The sequence below is a fragment of the Gluconacetobacter takamatsuzukensis genome (assembly GCF_014174275.1).
GTDB classification, from domain to species: Bacteria; Pseudomonadota; Alphaproteobacteria; order Acetobacterales; family Acetobacteraceae; genus Gluconacetobacter; species Gluconacetobacter takamatsuzukensis.
Genome location: NZ_JABEQK010000002.1, coordinates 177,371 through 196,932, shown reverse-complemented (window position 1 = coordinate 196,932; position 19,562 = coordinate 177,371). Strand labels below are relative to the sequence as shown.

The following is a 19,562-nucleotide window of genomic DNA, read 5'->3' as shown; positions in this document are numbered from 1 at the left end:
CCGCTTGACGAGTCTGGCGCCGGCCCGGGGAAACCCGGGCCGGCGTTTTTTGCTGAATCCGTCCTGCGGGCCGACCAGGTCCGCAAGGTCTTCGATGGCCATGCGGTTCTGCGCGGCATCTCGCTGGATATGGCGCGGGGCGAACTGGTTTCGATCATCGGGCCGTCGGGCTGCGGGAAGTCGACATTCCTGCGCTGCCTCAATTTTATCGAAATTCCCGATTCCGGGACGGTGGATATCGCCGGCGTGACGATCACGCGCACCGGGGGCCGCTGGACCCGTCGCGAGGAGGACGCCGCCCATCGCCTGCGCGCGCATGTAGGCATGGTGTTCCAGTCCTTCAACCTGTTTCCGCATCGCACCGTGCTGGACAATGTGATGCTGGCCCCGGTGCAGGTGAAGCGCATGCCGGCCGAGGCCGCGCGGGCCGAGGCGCTGGCGCTGCTGGACAAGGTGGGGCTGGCGGCCATGGCCGCGCGCTATCCCGACACGCTGTCGGGCGGGCAGCAGCAGCGGGCCGCCATCGCGCGCGCTCTGGCGATGCGCCCCGATGTGATGCTGTATGACGAACCGACCTCGGCCCTCGATCCCGAACTGGCCGAAGAGGTACTGTCGGTGATGCGCACGCTGGATCATGAGGGGATGACCCAGCTGGTGGTGACGCACGACATGCGCTTTGCCCGCGCGGCGTCGGACCGCGTGGTGTTCATGGACGGGGGCGAGATCGTCGAGGTCGACGATCCGGACCGGCTGTTCGTGGACCCGCAGGATCCGCGCACCCGAAAGTTCCTGAGGTCGGTCCTGTGATCGCGCGGTGCCGCGCGTGGCTGCCGGGGCTGCTGCTGGCGCTGGCGACGATGGTACTGTCGGCCACAGCCCATGCCGCCCCGCTGAGCTGGGCGTCGGATGCCGAGGCGAACGTGCCGTTCGTCTTTCACGATCCGGCCGACCAGTCGCGCCTGACCGGTTACGAATACGAGATCGCGCAGGCGATCGCCCGCCGCCTCGGCCGGCCCACCCGGTTTGTCCAGAACGACTGGGACGGGCTGATTCCGGGCCTGCAACGCGGGCTGTACGACATGGTGATCGATGGGATCGAGATCACCCCGGAACATGAGCAGGGCGTGCTGTTCAGCCGCCCCTATTACATGACGACCGAGCGCATCACGGTGCGGCGCGACCAGCAGGGACTGGATACGCTGGCGGCGCTGCACGGGCATGTGGTGGGCACGCTGAAGGACACCACGGCCGAGCGGATGTTGCAGGCCGATCCGTCCATCCGCATCCGCGCTTACGAGGAAGAGACCAACGCCTATACCGACCTGAAGAACGGGCGGCTGGATGCGGTGCTGCTGGACGGCACCATCGCGCTCTATTACGGCACGCCGGACCCGGACCTGAAGCTGGTGGGGGCGCCCATCGGGCAGGTGGCGTATGGCGTCGCCTTCGCCCAGGGCAATATCGCGTTGCGCGACCAGGTCAACGCGGCCCTGGACGGCATGATGCGGGACGGCGAACTGCACCGGATCCTCGCGCGCTGGAAATTGTGGACGCCGGCGATGGAGGCGCTGACCGGCGATGCCTCGACGCCCGACATTGCGCCCGAGGCATGGGACCATTACCGGGCCGCGACCGCGCCGACGGCCGGCTGGCGGGCGCGGTTCGACCGCTATGTCGGTTTCCTGCCGCTGCTGCTGCATGGTGCGCTGCTGACCTTCGCGGTTTCGGCCTGCGCCATGGTGCTGGCGGTGGGGCTGGGGCTGGCGCTGGCGCTGATGCGCCGCTACGGCCCGCGCTGGCTGGGGGCGCTGGCCACGCTCTATGTCGAGATCGTGCGCGGTACGCCGCTGCTGATCCAGATCCTGTTCATCTTCTACGCCCTGCCGGGGATCGGGCTGCGCCTGTCGCCGTTCGTGGCCGGGGTGCTGGCGCTGGGGATGAATTATGCGGCCTATGAGGCCGAGAATTATCGCGCCGGGCTGCAATCGGTCGCGCGCGGCCAGATCGAGGCGGCGGTGGCGCTGAACATGACGCATTTCCAGGCCCTGCGCTTTGTCGTGGTGCCGCAGGCGGTGCGGATGGTCATTCCGGTGATGACCAACGATTTCATCTCGCTGCTCAAGGACTCGTCGCTGGTCAGCGTGATCACGCTGACCGAGCTCAGCCAGACCTATGTGCGGCTGTCTTCGACCTATTACGATTATTTCGGGACCGGGCTGCTGATCGGTATCGCCTACCTGCTGCTGGGCCTGCCGTTCGTGCGGCTGGCCCGCATGGCCGAGGCGCGGTTTCATACCGGGCGGCAAAGGCGCGGGCATATCTGAAGGCCAGGGCGCTGCCCTGGACCCGGCAGGGCCTGAGGTCCCGCACCCCAATTATTTGACAACAAATGGGTTTCCAAAGGGCGGAGTCGGCCAAGGCTCCGTCGGCCGGAACGGCCGATGGAATGCCAACGGAAGGGACTGCCCTTTGGTGGGTCAAGGGCAAAGCCCTTGCCTCCCGATGCGTCTGACACATGTCGGCGGTGTTTTATGCCACGTTGTGCATAAATGGACGGAGGCTTAAAGAAAACCAGTCGAAGACAACCCGAACGTCATGTGGTCATGGATCTGCTATCCGCTCTTCACAGCTTTGTTCGCGTCGCCGCCACTGGGTCGTTTTCCGCCGTTTCGCGGGAAACCGGGGCCAGCCAGCCGACGATCTCCCGCCATATCGCGCTGCTGGAAGCGCATTACGGCGCCACCCTGTTTGCGCGGACCACGCGCAGCCTGATGATGACGGAGGATGGGCGCAGCCTGCTGCCCCATGCCTATGAGGTGCTGGAGATCCTCGAAACCGCCGAGACCGCCCTGGGCCGCCGCCGCGCGTCGGTGTCCGGGCTGGTGCGGCTGGGGGTGACGACGGCGTTCGGCCTGTACATGACCGCGCGGCTGGGTGAGTTGCTGGACAAGCACCCCGACCTGGCCGTGGAACTGATCATGCGCGACGGGTTTGGCGACCTGGTCGAGGAAGGGCTGGACCTGGCGGTGCGCGTGGGCGAAATCGCGGAAGGGTCGCTGATTGCCCGACGGCTGGGTACCGTGAAGCGGATCGCGGTTGCCAATGGCGACTATCTGGCCCGGCGCGGCATGCCCGCCCATCCGCGCGACCTGCTGAACCATCCCTGCATTGCCTATACCTATGGCGGCACCCGCCACGACTGGCATTTCGAGGGCAATGGCGAGGAAAGCGTGGTGGCCGCCAGCGGGCCCTTCCGCGCCAACAGCAGCGAGGCGGTGCTTCAGGCGACCCTCGCGGGGCTGGGGATCGGCCTGCTGCCGTCGTTCCAGGTGACGGAAGATATTGCCGCCGGGCGGCTGATCCGCCTGTTTCCGGAATGGACCGTGCCGGAATTGCCTTTTTATGCCGTGCATACCGGGCCGCGTACGCTGCCGTTGCGGACGCGTACGGTGCTGGATTTCCTGATCGATATTTCGGATGTGCTGCGGTAGGGGAAGAATCTTCTTTTTCTGAAGAAAAAGAAGCAAAAAGACTTTTATTCGTTCAGGAGCCATGTGCTTGCCAGCGCCAAGGCTCCTGAACAGATCGGAAGTTTTTTGGTTCTTTTTTTCAAAAAAGAACGGAAACGCTTCCTTACTCCCCGGGCAGAACCGATGCCGGATCGCGGCTGGCACGTACCAGGTCCGGGCTGCCGTTGGTCAGGTCGCCGTGGAAGCCGCGCCTGAGCATGGTCGTCCAGCCGTCCATCCACCCGTTGGCGGCGTTGACGAAGCGTTCCGCACCCGGGTTCTGCGGCAGGGCCTGTTTCAGCCACTGTTCCGGCGGGGCGGGCAGGGTCATGGTGCCCTTGCGGGCCGGGCTGAGCAGGATGGTCACGTTTTCGATATTCGCGCCGCGGTCGGTGGCGGCCTCGGCATAGTTCCAGGTTGCGACCAGCATGACGTAGGGGATGGGGAAGCCCAGCACGTGCAGGCGGTTGAAGGCGGTCTGGATGTCCACGCTGTCGCTCAGCGGCTGGCCCTCGATCTGGACGTGGCTGGTGAACCAGCATTCCATCACCTTGGACGCGCTGGGGACGATCTTGGACAGGTAGTTCCGGTCGTCATGGCAGCCATTGTTCATGGAATCGACGGTCGACAGCGGCAGGGACTGCGTGCTGGCCCGCGCGATGATGACGCCGGTCACGACGCCGCCTTCGGCACGCACCAGCACGTTGCTGAGCAGTTCGCCATGCGGGCCGCTCTGCGTCGTCAGTACCGGGTGCCAGGTGCCGGCGGGCAGGGGCAGGATGCGGCCGGCGAAGGGGATCGCACCCCCCAGGTCCGAGGTGATGGGCGGGGCGGCCAGTTGCGGGCCGGCCGGCGCCTGCTGCGAGCCGCCGTCGGGCGCGCCTTCGGCAGGCGGGGGTGGCGGGGCATCGGGCGGCGCGTCGGGTGCGGACGTGGGCGCGGCGGGGGACGGGTTGCGGCCCAATGCGTGGTTGATCCGGTCGAAGACCGGGCGCAGGGCCGGGACCGCCCGCGTCAGGTAGGCCGGCGGGTAGAGCAGCGTCAGCGCCGTGAAGATGGGAATAGAATAGAGCATCGCGCGCCAGATCGGCGCGCGATGCCAGAGTCGGGAAGCTGCGGACATTCAGGTCGCCGTACGGGAAGAGCGGGTCAGCGCAGGACGCGGGCCCGCTGGGCCTCGGTATCGTTGGCGATCTCGGCGGTGACGCCGTTCTCGCCGGAAATGACGCGCACCATCTTCGCCCCCTGCTGGCGGGCGGAAATCAGCGAGTCGCTCATCATGTCCTCGATCGACCGTACCAGGTCGCGGGCGCTGGCGGCGGCACCCATCTTGTTCTGGCGGCGCATGACCTCGAACAGCAGCGACGCGTCGATGCCGCCGGTTTCGACCCGCAGCCCGTAGCTTTCGATCATCGCCTCGATTTCCAGCGCGGCGACGCGGGCGACGTCCAGGCCCGTCAGGGCGCGGAAGACGAAGATGCGGTCCAGGCGGTTCAGGACCTCCGGCGCGAAGCCGGCCTGGCGCAGGGCCTCGACCGACTCGGCGCGCATGCGGTCGGGCTCGTCGGCCAGGCGGTCGGCGATTTCGGACAGGGCCTCGGTCGCGATATTCGACGTCAGCACGAAGATGGCGCGGACGGTCGAGATCTGCTGGCCGGTGGAGGCCTCGGTGACGTGCCCGTCGTTCCACGCGGTCAGGAATTTCTTGAAGACGTCGGGGTGCGCCTTCTCGATTTCGTCGAGCAGGACGACGGCGTCGGGCTTTTCCTTGAGCCCGCCGGTCAGCTTGCCGAACGTGTCGGAGCCGACATAGCCCTTGGGGGAGCCGAAAAGCTGGGTCGCGGCGTGCGGCGAGCTCATCTGCGTCATGTCGAAATGCAGCAGCGGGCGGTCGAGCTGCCGGGCCATCTGCTTGGCCAGGTAGGTCTTGCCGGTGCCCGGCGGGCCCGCCAGCAGGAAGATGCCGACCGGCTTGCCGCGGACCTGCAGCGCCATGCGGCGGCGCAGCTGGGCGGCGATGTCCTCGCAGACTTGGTCCTGCCCGATCACGCGCGCGCGCAGGCTGGCGGCCAGTTCCTCGGCGTCGATCACCGTTTCTTTCTGTTCGCGCGCCAGCATTTCCTCCAGCGCGGTGCGATTGGTCAGCCTGGCCAGTACATCCATCATCCACCCCCGTCGGCGCCGTAGCCCCTTGCGCGCCAGCCGTTCGGCGCGGGTCTCGAACATCATGCCCGCCAGGACCAGCAGGCTGCTGCCGCCCATCAGCACCGGAAAGGCCGGTGCACACCATTCCATGAAATGCGTCAGGCTGGCGAGCGAAAGATGGAGCGAGGCCGCGGCCTGCAGGCTGGCCAGGACCAGGAAGATAACCATCATCACCGGCATCAGCCGGTTGAGGGCGGGCAGGAGAGCCTTCATTGGACGATCACATCCAGAACGAGCATCTGGTCCCGGTGAATGACCGGCAGAGGCGTCGGCCCCAGGACCGTGATGGCCCCCGCCGCGACGCCGGCCGGGCCGGGATCGGAAACCGGCGCGATATCGACCTCGCCGGAAATGCGGATGGGCAGCAGCACGGTGTGCGGCCGGGCGGTCAGCGGCACGGTCTGGGTGATGCCGCCCGAACTGACGGTCACGACGCCGCCGGTCCCGGCCTCGTCATAGATCGGCATCCGCACCAGCCGGTATTCCCGCTTGTGGATGCCGGCCAGGATGCGAGCCTGCTGGTCGGGCGTCAGGCCCGATTGCTGCAGGGCGCGCGGCGCGTTGTCGGGCGCGATCATGGCGAATTGCTGGGTGCTGGTCAGCGCGTTGGCGCCGGCGGCGGCGGCATGCGTGCCGTCGCTGACGATCGGGGCGGGCGCGGGGGCCGGGTGATCGCCCTGGCTGGCCATGCGGGCGCTGAAACCGGCCACGACGATCATCCCCGCCGCCAGGCCATACCATAGGGGCCGGCCTTTGCCGGGTCCGGCTTCATCCGGTTTGGCGCGTGCTTCGGGTTCGGGCGTCTGCCTCATGCGTGCATCATGCGTGTGGCCCGTGGGGTTGGGCAAGCGTGCAAACGAGGACGTGATTGTAATGTAATGTAGCCCCTGCGGGCATGGGCGCGGCATGGACCTTGCGGTGGCATGCGTTATCGCCTATATCGGCTTCATTCCTTCATCTTCCGGCTTTTTGGGGGGTGGCCTTACCGGCCGCCTTTTTTGTCTTGGACGCAGATCTGCCTTTCCTCACCGGCCTGGACGCCAAGGTGGCCGCCCTCGTGGCGCCCGTCCTGGCCGACATGGGATTCGAACTGGTCCGGGTCGCGATCCTGGGCCGGGAGAGCCCGACGGTGCAGATCATGGCCGACCGGGCCGACGGCAGCCTGATCGCGATCGAGGATTGCGAGCAGATCAGCCACGCGGTGGGCGCGGTGCTGGATATCGAGGACCCGCTGCCCGGCGCCTGGACGCTGGAAGTGTCGTCGGCCGGCATCGATCGCCCGCTGACGCGGACGAAGGACTGGAACCGTTTTGCCGGCCATCTGGCGAAGGCCGAGGTGAATATCCCGATCGACGGGCGCAAGCGCTTCTCGGGCATTCTGCTGGGTGCCGAGGATGGAATCGGGCGGCTGCGGCTGGAAGATGGTACCGAGGTGGCGCTGCCGCTGTCGGACATGCGCCGCGCGCGGCTGGTGCTGACCGATGAACTGATCGCGGCCAGTGCCCACATGATGGGGGTCTCCGACGACGGAGCCCCGGAAACCCCTGTCACGCCCGGCGAGACGCCGGCGCGCAAGACTCACTGAGACGTCCTGGAGGTTCTGATGGACACGTCCGTTTCCCGTCCCGAACTGCTGCTGGTGGCGGATGCCGTCGCGCGCGAGAAGGCGATCGACCGGGAGGAAGTCCTGGAAGCGATGGAGCAGGCCATCCAGAAGGCCGGGCGCGCCAAGTACGGGCATGAGAAGGACATTCGCGCGACCATCGACCGCAAGACCGGCGATGTGCGCCTGTCGCGCTGGACCGAGGCCGTCGAGGTGGTGGAGAACGAGGAAACGCAGATTCCTCTGCACATCGCCCGCAAGTTCAAGCCCGAGATCCAACTGGGCGAGCATCTGGTCGACCCGCTGCCGCCGATCGATTTCGGCCGCATCGCGGCGCAGACCGCCAAGCAGGTGATCGTGCAGCGCGTGCGCGAATACGAGCGCAAGCGCCAGTTCGAGGAATTCAAGGACCGCGTGGGCGAGATCGTGAACGGCACGGTCAAGCGCACGGAATACGGGAACCTGATGGTCGAGATCGGCAGTTCGGAGGCGCTGCTGCGCCGCGACGAGCTGATCCCGCGCGAGAGCTTCCGCAATTCCGACCGCGTGCGGGCCTATATCTACGACGTGCGCGACGAGCCGCGCGGGCCGCAGATCTTCCTGTCGCGCACGCATCCGGCCTTCCTGGCCAAGCTGTTTGCGCAGGAAGTGCCCGAGATCTACGACGGTATCATCGAGATCAAGGCCGTGGCCCGCGATCCGGGGTCGCGCGCCAAGATGGCGGTGATTTCGCGTGATGCCTCGATCGACCCTGTCGGTGCCTGCGTGGGCATGCGCGGATCGCGCGTCCAGGCCGTGGTGCAGGAATTGCAGGGCGAGAAGATCGACATCATTCCCTGGAGCCCGCAGGCGGCGACGTTCGTCGTCAACGCGCTGGCGCCGGCGGAAGTCACCAAGGTCGTGATGGATGAAGAGGCCGGGCGCGTCGAGGTGGTGGTGCCCGACGAGCAGCTGAGCCTGGCGATCGGCCGGCGCGGGCAGAATGTCCGCCTGGCCAGTCAGCTGACGCGCTGGGACATCGACATCCTGACCGAGGCCGAGGAATCCGAGCGCCGGCAGGAAGAATTCCGCCGTCGCAGCGGCCTGTTCGTCGAGGCGCTGGACGTGGACGACGTGATTGCCGGCCTGCTGGTGACGGAAGGCTTCCATTCGATCGAGGAACTGGCTTATGCCGATCCCGACGAACTGGCCGGGATCGAGGGTTTCGACGAGGATGTGGCCAGCGAGCTGGTCCGCCGCGCCGAAGGCTTCCTGGCCCGTCGCGAGGACGAGCTGGACGAGAAGCGCCGAGGGCTGGGCGTTTCGGACGACATCGCGGTTCTGGGCGTGTTTTCCAACCAGATGCTGGTGACGCTGGGTGAAAAGGGTGTGAAGACCCTGGACGACCTGGCCGACCTGGCGGGCGACGAGCTGGTCGAATTCCTCGGCGGCGACGTGATCGACGAGGAAGCGGCGAACGAGATCATCATGGCGGCGCGCGCCCACTGGTTCGAGGGCGAGCAGCCGGCGGATGCGCAGGAGGCGCCGGAGGCCTGAGCACGAGGGCGTGCAAGGGCAGGCGAGGCAGGATATGACGGCGGACGCCGACCAGGACCCGGAAGACGACGAGCGCGGACCTCTCCGTCGCTGCATCGTCACGCGGGAGCGTGCGGCGCCCGAGACGATGCTGCGTTTCGTGATCTCGCCCGACCGGGTTGTGACACCCGATCTTTCCGCGCGTCTGCCCGGACGGGGAATCTGGTTGAGCGCGCGGCGGGATGTGCTAGAAACGGCGCGGACACGGGGGGCGTTCTCACGCGCCGCCCGCGGTCAGGTCGTTGTTCCGCCCGACCTGGACAAGATCCTGGAGGCCGGCCTGGTGCGCCGGATACTGGAGACGGTGGGACTCGCACGACGGGCCGGTCAGGTGACATACGGTTTCGTCAAGGTGCGGGAATGGATAGAGGGCGGTCGCGCCGGTCTGGTAATCCAGGCCGAGGACGGCAGCCCTGACGAGAGGACGAGGTTATTGTCCGGCGCACGGGATCTGCCGATAGCGGTTGTTCCTACGGCGGCGGGTCTGGGGGCGGCATTCGGCCGTGACCATGTCGTGCATGCGGCGATGTCGCGTGGCGAACTGGCACGGCGCGTCCGCATCGATAGTGAACGTTTTGCGGGGCTGTCCGGCAGGGCGGTTCCGGGTTCGTCGGACCAATCCGGCGAACTTGGGTGAACAGGCGGGTACATGAGCGAAGGCAACGATCAGGATCAGGGTAAGGGACGCTTGTCCCTGCGGCCGGCGGGCCGGAGGGAGGTCGGACGGACGGTTGACGCCGGTTCCGTGCGGCAGAGTTTCAGCCATGGTCGTTCGAAGGTGGTGCAGGTCGAGGTGCGCAAGAAGCGCGGCCCCGGTCCCGCCCCCGCGGGCAGCGGCTCCGGTTCGTCCGGTGGCGGCCGGGCGGGCGGGCGCGGTGGCAATGGCGGTCGCGCGCTGACCGCCGCCGAACTGGCCACCCGCCAGCGCGTGCTCGAGGAGCAGCGGGCCGAGTCCGTTCGCCGCGAGCAGGAGCGGCGCGAGCAGGAAAAGATCATGATCCTGTCCGCCGCCGAGGAAGCGCGGCGGCGCGAGGAAGATGCCCGGCGTGCAGCCGAGGAGGAAGCCCGCGAGCAGGAAGAGGCGGCCCGTGCCCGCGCCGAACAGGCCGCGCAGCCGGTGCAGGACCAGTCCGATGCCTCGGTGCCCGGGCCCGTGGTCTCGGCCGTGCCGATCCCCGGCGAGGTCACGCTGGCCCCGCCGATGGAGCGCCTGCGCCCGCTGGCCGAACGCGCCATCATGCCGGCCCGTCCGGTCACGACCAGCCGTCCGGCCGCGCCGCAGACCGCGACGCCGGCCCAGCCGCAGGGCGAGACCCTGCGCCTGCGCACCGGTCGCGGCCCCGACACGGAAGAAGAACGCCGTGCGCCGCGCCGCCCCGGTGTCGTGCCCAGCCGCAAGCCGAGTGGCGCGCCGGCGAAGAAGGGCAGCGACAACCGTCGGTCGGGCCGCATCGACGTTCAGGCGGCGATCGAGGGTGACGACGACAAGACGCGTTCGCTGGCCTCGGTCCGGCGCCAGCGCGAGCGTGAGCGCCGGCAGGCCGAGCTGGAGCGCCTGCGCTCCGACCAGGTCCGCGTGGTGCGCGACGTCGTGCTGCCCGAGACGATCACGGTGCAGGAACTGGCGAACCGCATGGCGGCCCGCCAGGGCGAAGTCATCAAGGCCCTGATGAAGATGGGCGTGATGGCGACCGTGACCCAGTCGCTGGATGCCGACACCGCCGAGCTGGTGATTCAGGAATTCGGCCATCGTGTCCGCCGCGTGGCGGACAGCGATGTCGAGATCGGGATCGAAGGCATCGACGATACGCCGGAAGACCTGCTGCCGCGTCCGCCCGTCGTGACGGTCATGGGGCATGTCGACCACGGCAAGACCTCGCTGCTGGACGCCCTGCGCACGACCGACGTGGCCGCGGCCGAAGCCGGCGGGATCACGCAGCATATCGGTGCCTACCAGGTGACCCTGCCTTCGGGCGCCAAGATCACCTTCATCGATACCCCGGGCCACGAGGCGTTTACCGCCATGCGTGCCCGCGGTGCCTCGGTGACCGACGTGGTGGTGCTGGTCGTGGCGGCGGATGACGGCGTGATGCCGCAGACGATCGAGGCGATCCGCCATGCCAAGGCGGCGAATGCGCCGATCGTGGTTGCGATCAACAAGTGCGACAAGCCGGGTGCCAATCCCGAGCGCGTGCGCCAGGAACTGCTGTCGCACGAGATCGTGGTCGAATCGATGGGCGGCGACACCCAGGATGTCGAGGTCTCGGCGCTGAAGCGCACCGGGCTGGACAAGCTGGAAGAGGCCATCCTGCTCCAGGCGGAAGTGCTGGACCTGCGCGCCAACCCGGACCGGGTGGCCGAGGGCTCGGTGATCGAAAGCCGGCTGGATCGCGGTCGTGGCCCGGTGGCGACGATCCTGGTGCAGAAGGGCACGCTGCGGCGTGGTGACATCGTGGTGGCCGGCGCCGAATGGGGCCGTGTCCGTGCGATGCTGGACGACCGCAACCGCCAGATCCAGGAGGCGCTGCCTTCGACCCCGGTCGAGATCCTGGGCATCACCGGCGTGCCGGGTGCTGGCGAGCCGTTCGTGGTGGTGGAAAACGAGAATCGCGCCCGCGAGATCTCGGAATTCCGCCAGCGCGTGATCAAGGACCGCATGGCGGCGGGCCAGACGGCCGCGCGCGGCACGCTGGACCAGATGCTGGCGCGCATCCAGGCCGGTGCCCAGAAGGAAGTCGCCGTGCTGATCAAGGCCGACGTCCAGGGTTCGGCCGAGGCGTTGCAGACCACGGTGCTCAAGCTTGAGCATGAAGAGGTCAAGGTTCGGGTGCTGACGGCCAGTGTGGGCCAGATCACCGAGAGCGACGTGCAGCTGGCCAAGGCGTCGGATGCGGTGATCATCGCGTTCAACGTCCGTGCCACGACGCAGGCGCGCGAACTCGCGCAGCGCGAAGGGGTCGATATCCGCTACTACTCGATCATCTATCAGGTCGCGGACGACGTCGAGCAGCTGGTCAAGGGCAAGGTTGCGCCCAAGCATCGCGAGAAGTTCCTGGGGTATGCCGAGATCCGCAAGGTGTTCGACATCACCAAGGTGGGCAAGGTTGCCGGTTGCTACGTCACCGAAGGCGTGGTCAAGCGCGGGTGCGGTGTGCGCCTGCTGCGCGACAACGTGGTGGTGCACGAGGGTGACCTCAGCCAGCTCAAGCGCTTCAAGGACGATGTCAAGGAAGTGGCGCGCGGTTACGAGTGCGGCCTGTCCTTCGCCGGCTACAACGACCTGCGCGAAGGCGATCGGGTCGAGTGCTACGAAATGGAACTGGTCCCCGCATGAGCCGCAACCCATCTCGTGGGAAGGTGAATACGGTAGGGCCGGCGGGGAAACTCGCCGGTCTTGCCGCATCCGGCCCCAGCCAGCGCCAGTTGCGCGTGGGCGAAGAAGTGCGCCGCGTGCTAGCGGACCTGTTCGCCCGCACCGAATTCCGCGATCCGGAACTGGTCGATGCCCGCATCACCGTGACCGAGGTGCGGCTGTCGCCCGACCTGAAGCACGCCACGGCCTTCGTCGCGCGCCTGGGGCGGAGCGATATCGATGCGCTGATGCCGGCACTGCGGCGGGTCTCGCCGTTCCTGCGGTCGCGCATGTCGGGTAACCTGCGGCTGCGGGTGGTGCCGGAAATTCATTTCCAGCCGGATACGGCGCTGGATTATGCGATGGAAGTCCGGGCGCTGCTGAACCAGCCGGATGTTGCGCGCGATCTGGACTGAGAGACTGACGGCGCAGGTCACGACGATGAAGGTCAGGGCGCTGCCCTGAAACCCGCCAAAGGGCAGTCGCCCTTTGGAAACCCGTTCGTTGTCGAATGATTGGGGTGCAGGGCCTCAGGCCCTGCCGGGTCCGGGCAGAGCCCGGATTCTTGCCAACTCTCTGAAAACACAACTTCAGGTGCGTGGGGCGAACTGCCTGACGACCCACCAGGATATGGCGCCGCTGAGGCCGCCGACCAGGCTCGTCCTCAGGGCCACCGAGTGCGGCCAGATGTTCAGGGCGTCCAGAACGATCAGGGAAACAAAGATCAGGATGCCCGTAAGAAGGGCCTGCCATACGCGCCACATAGGGTTGTCCTGACTTTTGCCTGTTCCCGAGACGGGACGCCCCGAAAGAATGCCGACAGGCCAAAGCCGTCGTCAACGGCGCCACCGCGCGCCCCTGCAAAAAACTCCCAAACGAATCAGAGTTTTTTGGTTCTTTTTTGCAAAAAAGAACGAAGACTATCTCACCCCCGTCAACAGCACCCCCGGCGCATGCCGGATCGTGCGCGCCGCGTCATGCAGCGCGGCGCCGCCGGCGGCGATGTCGCGTTGTGCGGCCTGCATGTCGGTCTTCAATGCGTCATCCGGGGTGTTCAGGTCCGAATGGACCTGTCGGGCGGCCGCAAGGGCGGCGCTTGTGTCGCGGGTGACGGCGTGGATCTCCGTGCTGCGATCGTGAACCTGCTGTCTTGCCGTGGTCCGTGCCCGGGTGATGGCGGTGCGGGTGGTGTGCCAGTCGGCTTCGAGCTGCTTCCGGGCGGTCGCGGCGGTGGCGGCGGCCGTTTGTGCGGCGGATGCCGTGGCGAGTACGCTGGCGCGGACCGGGGGCAGGCTGGCATCCAGGTCCTGCGTGATCTTGCGACCTTCGTGCGCGGCCTGCCGCCATTCGGCTGCCATCCGGTGGATCGGCAGGGTGGTCAGGGTTCGGCGCAGGATCGCCAGGCGGGATTCGTGGGCGGGGATTTCCGGCAGGTCGGACAGGCCGGGATGCGGGGGCGGGGCGGGGCCGGGGACGACATCGAGATCGATGCCGACGCGGCCGGTGACGAGGCTGGCGGTGTGGAGTTCGGCCTGCAATCCGTCCCGCACCAGCCGGGCCAGCATCTGGTGGGGCGACAGGGCGGCTTCGGCCTGCACCATGTGAATCCGTTCGGGCTGGATGCGGACGATGACGGGGATCAGCGTCCGGGCATGCTGGGGATCGGCGTCGAGGCCCACCCGTTCCACCCGGCCCAGCATCGCGCCGTGAAACGTGACCGCCGCGCCGGCGCGCAGGCCGCCGATCGGGTGGTCGAAGACGATCACGGCCCGTTCGGTGCGGGCCAGCAGGCCGAACTGGCCGAACGAGCCCAGGAAGGCACAGCCCAGGCCGATGCCGCCGGCGACGAAGAACAGGATGGCCACCCATCCGGCGGTCCGGCCCGGATGGAGGCTCATCGGTGGATCGGGCGGCTGGAGCGGATGGGAAGACGAGGGGTCATGCGGTCTTTATTCGGGCCGTCCCGGCCTGTTGGGAAAGCAGGCATGGCACAATCCGGCATTGCTCCTCATTCAGGGCTCGTCTACACGCACGCCTCTTCCAGGATTCTGATCAAGAAGGTTTTGCCCCATGCGACGCAAGCGCGGACGTCCGATCGATGGCTGGCTGGTCATCGACAAGCCATCGGGGATGACGTCGACCGATGTCGTCAACCGGGTGAAGCGCCTGTTCGATGCCGCCAAGGCGGGGCATGGCGGCACGCTGGACCCGCTGGCGACCGGCCTGCTGCCCATCGCCTTCGGCGCGGCGACCAAGACCGTGCCCTACATCATGGACGGAACCAAGCGTTATCAGTTCACGCTGCGCCTGGGCGAGGGGCGGGATACCGACGATGCCGACGGCGCGGTGACCGAGACCTCGCCCGTGCGGCCGTCGGACGAGGATTTCCGCCGGGCACTGCCGGCGTTTCGCGGCGACATCATGCAGGTGCCGCCCGTCTATTCCGCGATCAAGGTGGCGGGCGAGCGGGCCTATGACATGGCGCGCGACGGCAGGGCGCCCGAGCTGCCGCCCCGGCCGGCGCGGATCGACCGGTTCGAGCTGGTGGCGCGGCCTGACGAGGATACCGCGATTTTCGAGGTGGAATCGGGCAAGGGCGTCTATATGCGCTCGCTGGCGCGCGACATCGCGCGGGCCTGCGGCACGGTCGGCCACGTGGTCGCCCTGCGCCGCCTGCGGGTCGGCCCTTTTGCCGAGGAAGACGCGATTCCGCTGGACAAACTGGCGCCAAACGACGACAACGCGCCTGCCTCACCGGATCTGCTTCTTCCGGTCGCGACCGCGCTGGCCGACATCCCGGCGCTGGCCTTGACCCACGAGGAAGCAGAGTCCCTCTCGCACGGGCAGGCGATCAGCCTGCTGGGCCTGATGGGACGCATTCCGGACGCCGCCGATCCCGAACAGGGGATCGTCCGGGGGATGGACGGGGGGCGCGTGATCGGGCTGTGCCGGCTGGAAGATGGCTGGCTGCGCCCGGACCGCATGCTCTAACCGAATTGAAATGTGGAGAACCCGATGTCGATTACTGCTGAACGCCGCACGGCGCTGATTGGCGAATACCAGACCGCCGCCACCGATACCGGCTCGCCGGAAGTCCAGGTCGCCCTGCTGACCGAGCGGATCACGAACCTGACCGAGCACCTGAAGACCCACGCGAAGGATTTCCATTCGCGTCGCGGCCTGCTGGTGATGGTCGGCAAGCGCCGCGGCCTGCTGGACTATCTGAAGCGCAAGGACGAGGCCCGCTACCAGACCGTGATCGGTCGCCTGGGCCTGCGCCGCTGAGATGATGCGCGGTCCGGCCCGCTGCCCCGCTATGCGTGGCAACGGGCCGGATCGCGTTGGTGCGTTCCGCCGGCGGGGTGGCATGGCCGCCCCGTTGCCGCGGGGCCGCCACGCCCGATGCCCAATCCTGGGCCGGGCCACACGCTGCCCCCATGTCGGTGGAGACATCCGGACCGGGTCGCAGCGTTTCAGGCCACATGGTGTTCTGGCGGGCCACCGTCATCGCTCCATGCCGTCCGAGACGCTGTCCTTCATCCCCTTGTCCGGACCCCTCCCATCCGTCTGGAGCGGCTTTCGGACAGGGAGTGTCTGAATGTTCAACTACTACCGCAAAGAGATCGAATGGGGCGGCCGCACCCTGGTGCTGGAGACGGGCAAGATCGCCCGCCAGGCCGATGGCGCCGTGGTCGTGACCTATGGCGACACGGTCGTGCTGTGCACCGCCGTCGGCGCGCGCAGCGTCAAGCCGGGCCAGGATTTCTTCCCGCTGACGGTCAACTACCAGGAAAAGGCCTTCGCGGCCGGCAAGATCCCGGGCGGCTTCTTCAAGCGTGAAGGGCGCCCGTCGGAGATCGAGGTCCTGAATTCGCGCCTGATCGACCGCCCGATCCGTCCGCTGTTCCCCGAGACGTTCCGCAACGAGGTGCAGGTCGTCGCCACGGTGCTGAGCCACGACCTGGAGAACGATCCGGCGATCGCGGCGCTGATCGGCTGCTCGGCGGCGCTGACGCTGTCGGGCATTCCGTTCTTCGGCCCGGTCGCGGCCTGCCGCGTCGGCTACCAGGACGGTGCCTATGTCCTGAACCCGACCCTGCCGGAGCTGAAGACCAGCGCGCTGGACCTGGTCGTCGCCGGCACGGCGGAAGGCGTGCTGATGGTCGAATCCGAGGCCGCCGAGCTGAGCGAAGAGGTGATGCTGGGCGCCGTGACCTTCGGTCATGAAGCGTTCCAGCCGGTCATCGACGCCATCATCGCGCTGGCCGAGCAGGCCGCGAAGGCGCCGTGGGACCTGGCCGAGCCGTCGGCCGAGGAACTGGCGCTGCGCAAGCGGGTCGACGAGCTGGGCCGCGCCGCGATCGCCGAGGCGTATCAGGAGCGCGTGAAGCAGGCGCGCTACAAGAAGGTCGGCGCGGCGAAGGACGCCGTGCTGGCGGCGCTGACGGCCGAAGGCCTGGATGCCAACGCGGCCAAGCCGGTCCTGAAGGACCTGGAAGCCGACGTGGTGCGCAGCGCGGTGCTGGATACCGGCCTGCGCATCGACGGTCGCGACCTGAAGACGGTCCGCCCGATCGTGTCGGAAGTCGGCATCCTGCCGCGCGCCCATGGCTCGGCCCTGTTCACCCGTGGCGAGACCCAGGCCCTGGTGGTCGCCACCCTGGGCACCGCCCAGGACGAGCAGGTGATCGACGCGCTGGAAGGCGAATACCGCACCAACTTCATGCTGCACTACAACTTCCCCCCCTATTCGGTGGGTGAGTGCGGTCGCATGGGCTCGCCCGGCCGGCGCGAGATCGGGCATGGCAAGCTGGCCTGGCGCGCGGTCCATCCGCTGCTGCCCGGCAAGGATACCTTCCCGTACACCATGCGCGTGGTGTCCGAGATCACCGAGAGCAACGGCTCGTCCTCGATGGCGACCGTCTGCGGCACCTCGCTGGCGCTGATGGATGCCGGCGTGCCGCTGAAGCGGCCGGTGGCGGGCATCGCCATGGGCCTGATCAAGGAAGATCGCGGCTTCGCCGTGCTGTCCGACATCCTGGGCGACGAGGATCACCTCGGCGACATGGACTTCAAGGTGGCGGGCACCGACCATGGCGTGACCGCGCTGCAGATGGACATCAAGATCACGTCCATCACGCCCGAGATCATGAAGATCGCCCTGGGCCAGGCGCGCGACGGCCGCCTGCACATCCTGGGCGAGATGTCCAAGGCGCTGACCGAGGGGCGCAGCGACGTGTCCTCGACCGCGCCGAAGATCACCACCATCACGGTGCCCAAGGAGAAGATCCGCGACGTGATCGGCCAGGGCGGTAAAGTGATCCGTGAGATCGTTGAATATTCGGGCGCGAAGATCGATATCAACGACGACGGCACGATCATGATCGCGGCGTCGGCCGAAGAGCAGGCCACCAAGGCGATCGAGCGGATCCGCGGCATCGTGGCCGAGCCCGAGATCGGCGCGATCTATACCGGCAAGGTGGTCAAGACCGCCGATTTCGGTGCGTTCGTGAACTTCCTGGGCGCGCGCGATGGTCTGGTCCATATCTCGGAACTGTCGCAGGGCCGGGTGGCGAAGACCACCGACGTCGTCAACCAGGGCGACGTGGTCAAGGTGAAGGTCCTGGGCTTCGACGATCGCGGCAAGGTCAAGCTGTCGATGCGCGTCGTCGACCAGGAGACGGGTGCCGACATCACCGAGAATGTCGGCGCCAAGCCCGCTCGGCCGCCGGCGCGCTGAAGCCGGTCGGCGGTGGGGCAGCCTGCTCCACCGCCGCGGCCCCGCCCGTGAGGCGCGGGGCACGTATGGACGAGACGCCGGTCCGTCGGACCGCGCGAGGACGATAGGGTAGTGATGAAGGCGATCAATGCGATCCGCATGGGCGGGGTGGATATCCTGCCGCTGATCGAGGGTGGAAAGGGCGTGTCGGTTTCGACCGGCATATCGTCCGGACATTGGGCGGCGGCGGGCGGCGCCGGCACGGTCTCGATCGTCAATGCCGATTCATATGATGCTGAGGGACGATACGTTCCGCAGGTCTATCATGGCCGCAGCCGGCGCGAACGGCAGCAGGAACTGATTGCCTACGCCATCAACGGCGGCATCGCGCAGGCGCGGATCGCCCACGACCTGGCCGGCGGGCGCGGGCGCATCCACGCCAACATCCTGTGGGAGATGGGCGGCGCCGAGGAAGTGATCACCGGGGTGCTGGAAGGCGCGCCGGGGCTGATCCACGGCCTGACCTGCGGCGCGGGCATGCCCTATCGCCTGTCGGAGATCGCGGCGCGGTTCGGTATCCATTATTATCCGATCGTCTCCTCCGCCCGGGCGTTCAGCGCCCTGTGGAAACGGTCGTTCCACAAGAACCCCGACGGGCTGGGCGGGGTGGTGTACGAGGACCCCTGGCGGGCCGGCGGGCATAACGGCCTGTCGAACACCGAAAATCCGCTCAATCCCGAGGACCCGTTTCCGCGCGTGCTGGCGCTGCGCCAGGCGATGCGCGGCTTCGGCCTGCACGAGACGCCGATCATCATGGCCGGCGGCGTGTGGTGCCTGGAGGATTGGGAAGACTGGATCGACAATCCCGAACTGGGGCCGATCGCCTTCCAGTTCGGCACGAGGCCGCTGCTGACGCAGGAAAGTCCGATCCCCGAGGCGTGGAAGCGGCGGCTGCTGACCCTGAAGAAGGGCGATGTGTTCCTCAACCGCTTCTCGCCGACCGGGTTCTATTCCTCGGCGGTGAACAACCCGTTCCTGCGCGAACTCCAGGCGCGGTCGGAACGGCAGGTCGCCTATTCGACCGAGCCGGTGGGCGAGCATACCGCGTCCTACGGCGTGGGTGTCCGCGCCCGGCAGGTCTTCATGACCGAGGCCGACCGCGAGCATGTGCGGCTGTGGGAGCGCGAGGGCTATACCGAGGCCATGCGCACCCCGGATTCCACCCTGATCTTCGTGACGCCCGACAAGGCGCGCGAGATCCTGGCCGACCAGGTGGCGTGCATGGGCTGCCTGTCGGAATGCCGCTTTTCGAACTGGAGCCAGCGGGCGCCGGATTACTCCAACGGCCACAAGGCCGATCCGCGCTCGTTCTGCATCCAGAAGACGCTCCAGGCCATTGCCCATGCGGGGCCGGAAGGCGCCGATGCGGTGATGGACAACAATCTGATGTTCGGCGGCACCAATGCGTGGCGCTTCGGCACCGACCCGTTCTATGCCAACGGGTTCGTGCCCACGGTCGGGCAACTGGTCGACCGTATCCTGACCGGGCGCTGATACGGCGCATCGTCGGGACGGTTTGGAACGGGCCCCATCGGGGCC

General features: G+C 67.6%; 16 protein-coding genes. 12 read left to right on the top strand and 4 right to left on the bottom strand.

Features of this window, described 5'->3' with window-relative positions:
* The first annotated feature begins 63 nt into the window (after nt 1-63).
* From HLH27_RS03245 to HLH27_RS03235, 3 genes are all read left to right on the top strand, one after another.
* A complete protein-coding gene (locus HLH27_RS03245; protein ID WP_182948122.1) occupies nt 64-807 on the top strand; it encodes an amino acid ABC transporter ATP-binding protein in 744 nt (247 codons plus the stop codon).
* A gap of 50 nt (nt 808-857) precedes the next feature.
* A complete protein-coding gene (locus HLH27_RS03240; protein ID WP_182948120.1) occupies nt 858-2,324 on the top strand; it encodes an ABC transporter substrate-binding protein/permease in 1,467 nt (488 codons plus the stop codon).
* A gap of 279 nt (nt 2,325-2,603) precedes the next feature.
* The gene (locus tag HLH27_RS03235) at nt 2,604-3,491 is read left to right on the top strand and encodes a LysR family transcriptional regulator (protein ID WP_182947748.1); all 888 of its coding nucleotides are present in this window, start codon (nt 2,604-2,606) and stop codon (nt 3,489-3,491) included.
* Nucleotides 3,492-3,633: 142 nt separating this feature from the next.
* On the opposite strand, the gene HLH27_RS03230 is transcribed toward HLH27_RS03235, so the two are convergent.
* From HLH27_RS03230 to HLH27_RS03220, 3 genes are read right to left on the bottom strand one after another with little or no spacing between them, the layout of a single operon-like run.
* The gene (locus tag HLH27_RS03230; RefSeq protein WP_182947746.1) at nt 3,634-4,632 is read right to left on the bottom strand and encodes a hypothetical protein; all 999 of its coding nucleotides are present in this window, start codon (nt 4,630-4,632) and stop codon (nt 3,634-3,636) included.
* Nucleotides 4,633-4,658: 26 nt separating this feature from the next.
* Complete coding sequence (locus tag HLH27_RS03225; RefSeq protein ID WP_182947744.1) at nt 4,659-5,927, bottom strand: AAA family ATPase; 1,269 nt, start codon at nt 5,925-5,927, stop codon at nt 4,659-4,661.
* On the bottom strand, nt 5,924-6,526 hold the full coding sequence (locus tag HLH27_RS03220; protein ID WP_182947742.1) for a hypothetical protein: 603 nt from the start codon (nt 6,524-6,526) through the stop codon (nt 5,924-5,926). Before HLH27_RS03220 ends, HLH27_RS03225 begins: the two co-directional genes overlap by 4 nt.
* Nucleotides 6,527-6,717: 191 nt before the next feature.
* On the opposite strand from HLH27_RS03220, the gene rimP reads away from it, so the two are divergent.
* The 5 genes from rimP to rbfA are packed head-to-tail and all read left to right on the top strand — an operon-like array spanning nt 6,718 to nt 12,660.
* Entirely contained in the window at nt 6,718-7,299 is a 582-nt protein-coding gene (gene rimP / locus HLH27_RS03215; protein WP_220790262.1) for a ribosome maturation factor RimP, read from the top strand.
* 18 nt (nt 7,300-7,317) lie between these two features.
* Complete coding sequence (gene nusA, locus HLH27_RS03210) at nt 7,318-8,853, top strand: transcription termination factor NusA (protein WP_182947738.1); 1,536 nt, start codon at nt 7,318-7,320, stop codon at nt 8,851-8,853.
* 34 nt (nt 8,854-8,887) lie between these two features.
* The gene (locus HLH27_RS03205; protein WP_182947737.1) at nt 8,888-9,529 is read left to right on the top strand and encodes an RNA-binding protein; all 642 of its coding nucleotides are present in this window, start codon (nt 8,888-8,890) and stop codon (nt 9,527-9,529) included.
* Between the two features lie 12 nt (nt 9,530-9,541).
* The gene (gene infB, locus HLH27_RS03200) at nt 9,542-12,226 is read left to right on the top strand and encodes a translation initiation factor IF-2 (protein ID WP_182947735.1); all 2,685 of its coding nucleotides are present in this window, start codon (nt 9,542-9,544) and stop codon (nt 12,224-12,226) included.
* On the top strand, nt 12,223-12,660 hold the full coding sequence (rbfA, locus tag HLH27_RS03195) for a 30S ribosome-binding factor RbfA (protein ID WP_182947733.1): 438 nt from the start codon (nt 12,223-12,225) through the stop codon (nt 12,658-12,660). The genes infB and rbfA overlap by 4 nt, the downstream gene beginning before the upstream one ends.
* A 504-nt stretch (nt 12,661-13,164) precedes the next feature.
* On the opposite strand, the gene HLH27_RS03190 is transcribed toward rbfA, so the two are convergent.
* The gene (locus HLH27_RS03190; RefSeq protein WP_182947731.1) at nt 13,165-14,142 is read right to left on the bottom strand and encodes an MlaD family protein; all 978 of its coding nucleotides are present in this window, start codon (nt 14,140-14,142) and stop codon (nt 13,165-13,167) included.
* A gap of 172 nt (nt 14,143-14,314) precedes the next feature.
* Between HLH27_RS03190 and truB the strand changes: the two genes are divergently transcribed.
* The 4 genes from truB (at nt 14,315) to HLH27_RS03170 (ending at nt 19,517) form a co-directional block, all read left to right on the top strand.
* Nucleotides 14,315-15,235: a tRNA pseudouridine(55) synthase TruB gene (gene truB / locus HLH27_RS03185; protein WP_182947729.1), complete on the top strand. Its 921-nt coding sequence runs from the start codon at nt 14,315-14,317 to the stop codon at nt 15,233-15,235.
* A gap of 24 nt (nt 15,236-15,259) precedes the next feature.
* Nucleotides 15,260-15,529 carry a 30S ribosomal protein S15 gene (rpsO, locus tag HLH27_RS03180; protein ID WP_114725993.1) on the top strand — a complete coding sequence of 90 codons (270 nt, stop codon included), beginning with the start codon at nt 15,260-15,262 and terminating at the stop codon, nt 15,527-15,529.
* Nucleotides 15,530-15,842: 313 nt separating this feature from the next.
* Complete coding sequence (pnp, locus tag HLH27_RS03175; RefSeq protein ID WP_182947727.1) at nt 15,843-17,984, top strand: polyribonucleotide nucleotidyltransferase; 2,142 nt, start codon at nt 15,843-15,845, stop codon at nt 17,982-17,984.
* 114 nt (nt 17,985-18,098) lie between these two features.
* On the top strand, nt 18,099-19,517 hold the full coding sequence (locus HLH27_RS03170; RefSeq protein ID WP_182947725.1) for an NAD(P)H-dependent flavin oxidoreductase: 1,419 nt from the start codon (nt 18,099-18,101) through the stop codon (nt 19,515-19,517).
* Nucleotides 19,518-19,562 lie beyond the last annotated feature (45 nt).

Bases quoted from the DNA above. Each gene is read 5' to 3' on its own strand.
- HLH27_RS03205 (WP_182947737.1), top strand. From the start codon at position 8,888: ATGACGGCGGACGCCGACCAGGACCCGGAAGACGACGAGCGCGGACCT.
- HLH27_RS03225 (WP_182947744.1), bottom strand. From the start codon at position 5,927: ATGAAGGCTCTCCTGCCCGCCCTCAACCGGCTGATGCCGGTGATGATG.
- truB (WP_182947729.1), top strand. From the start codon at position 14,315: ATGCGACGCAAGCGCGGACGTCCGATCGATGGCTGGCTGGTCATCGAC.
- pnp (WP_182947727.1), top strand. From the start codon at position 15,843: ATGTTCAACTACTACCGCAAAGAGATCGAATGGGGCGGCCGCACCCTG.
- HLH27_RS03170 (WP_182947725.1), top strand. From the start codon at position 18,099: ATGAAGGCGATCAATGCGATCCGCATGGGCGGGGTGGATATCCTGCCG.
- HLH27_RS03240 (WP_182948120.1), top strand. From the start codon at position 858: ATGGTACTGTCGGCCACAGCCCATGCCGCCCCGCTGAGCTGGGCGTCG.
- infB (WP_182947735.1), top strand. From the start codon at position 9,542: ATGAGCGAAGGCAACGATCAGGATCAGGGTAAGGGACGCTTGTCCCTG.
- rbfA (WP_182947733.1), top strand. From the start codon at position 12,223: ATGAGCCGCAACCCATCTCGTGGGAAGGTGAATACGGTAGGGCCGGCG.
- HLH27_RS03220 (WP_182947742.1), bottom strand. From the start codon at position 6,526: ATGAGGCAGACGCCCGAACCCGAAGCACGCGCCAAACCGGATGAAGCC.
- HLH27_RS03230 (WP_182947746.1), bottom strand. From the start codon at position 4,632: ATGTCCGCAGCTTCCCGACTCTGGCATCGCGCGCCGATCTGGCGCGCG.
- HLH27_RS03235 (WP_182947748.1), top strand. From the start codon at position 2,604: ATGGATCTGCTATCCGCTCTTCACAGCTTTGTTCGCGTCGCCGCCACT.
- HLH27_RS03190 (WP_182947731.1), bottom strand. From the start codon at position 14,142: ATGAGCCTCCATCCGGGCCGGACCGCCGGATGGGTGGCCATCCTGTTC.
- nusA (WP_182947738.1), top strand. From the start codon at position 7,318: ATGGACACGTCCGTTTCCCGTCCCGAACTGCTGCTGGTGGCGGATGCC.
- rpsO (WP_114725993.1), top strand. From the start codon at position 15,260: ATGTCGATTACTGCTGAACGCCGCACGGCGCTGATTGGCGAATACCAG.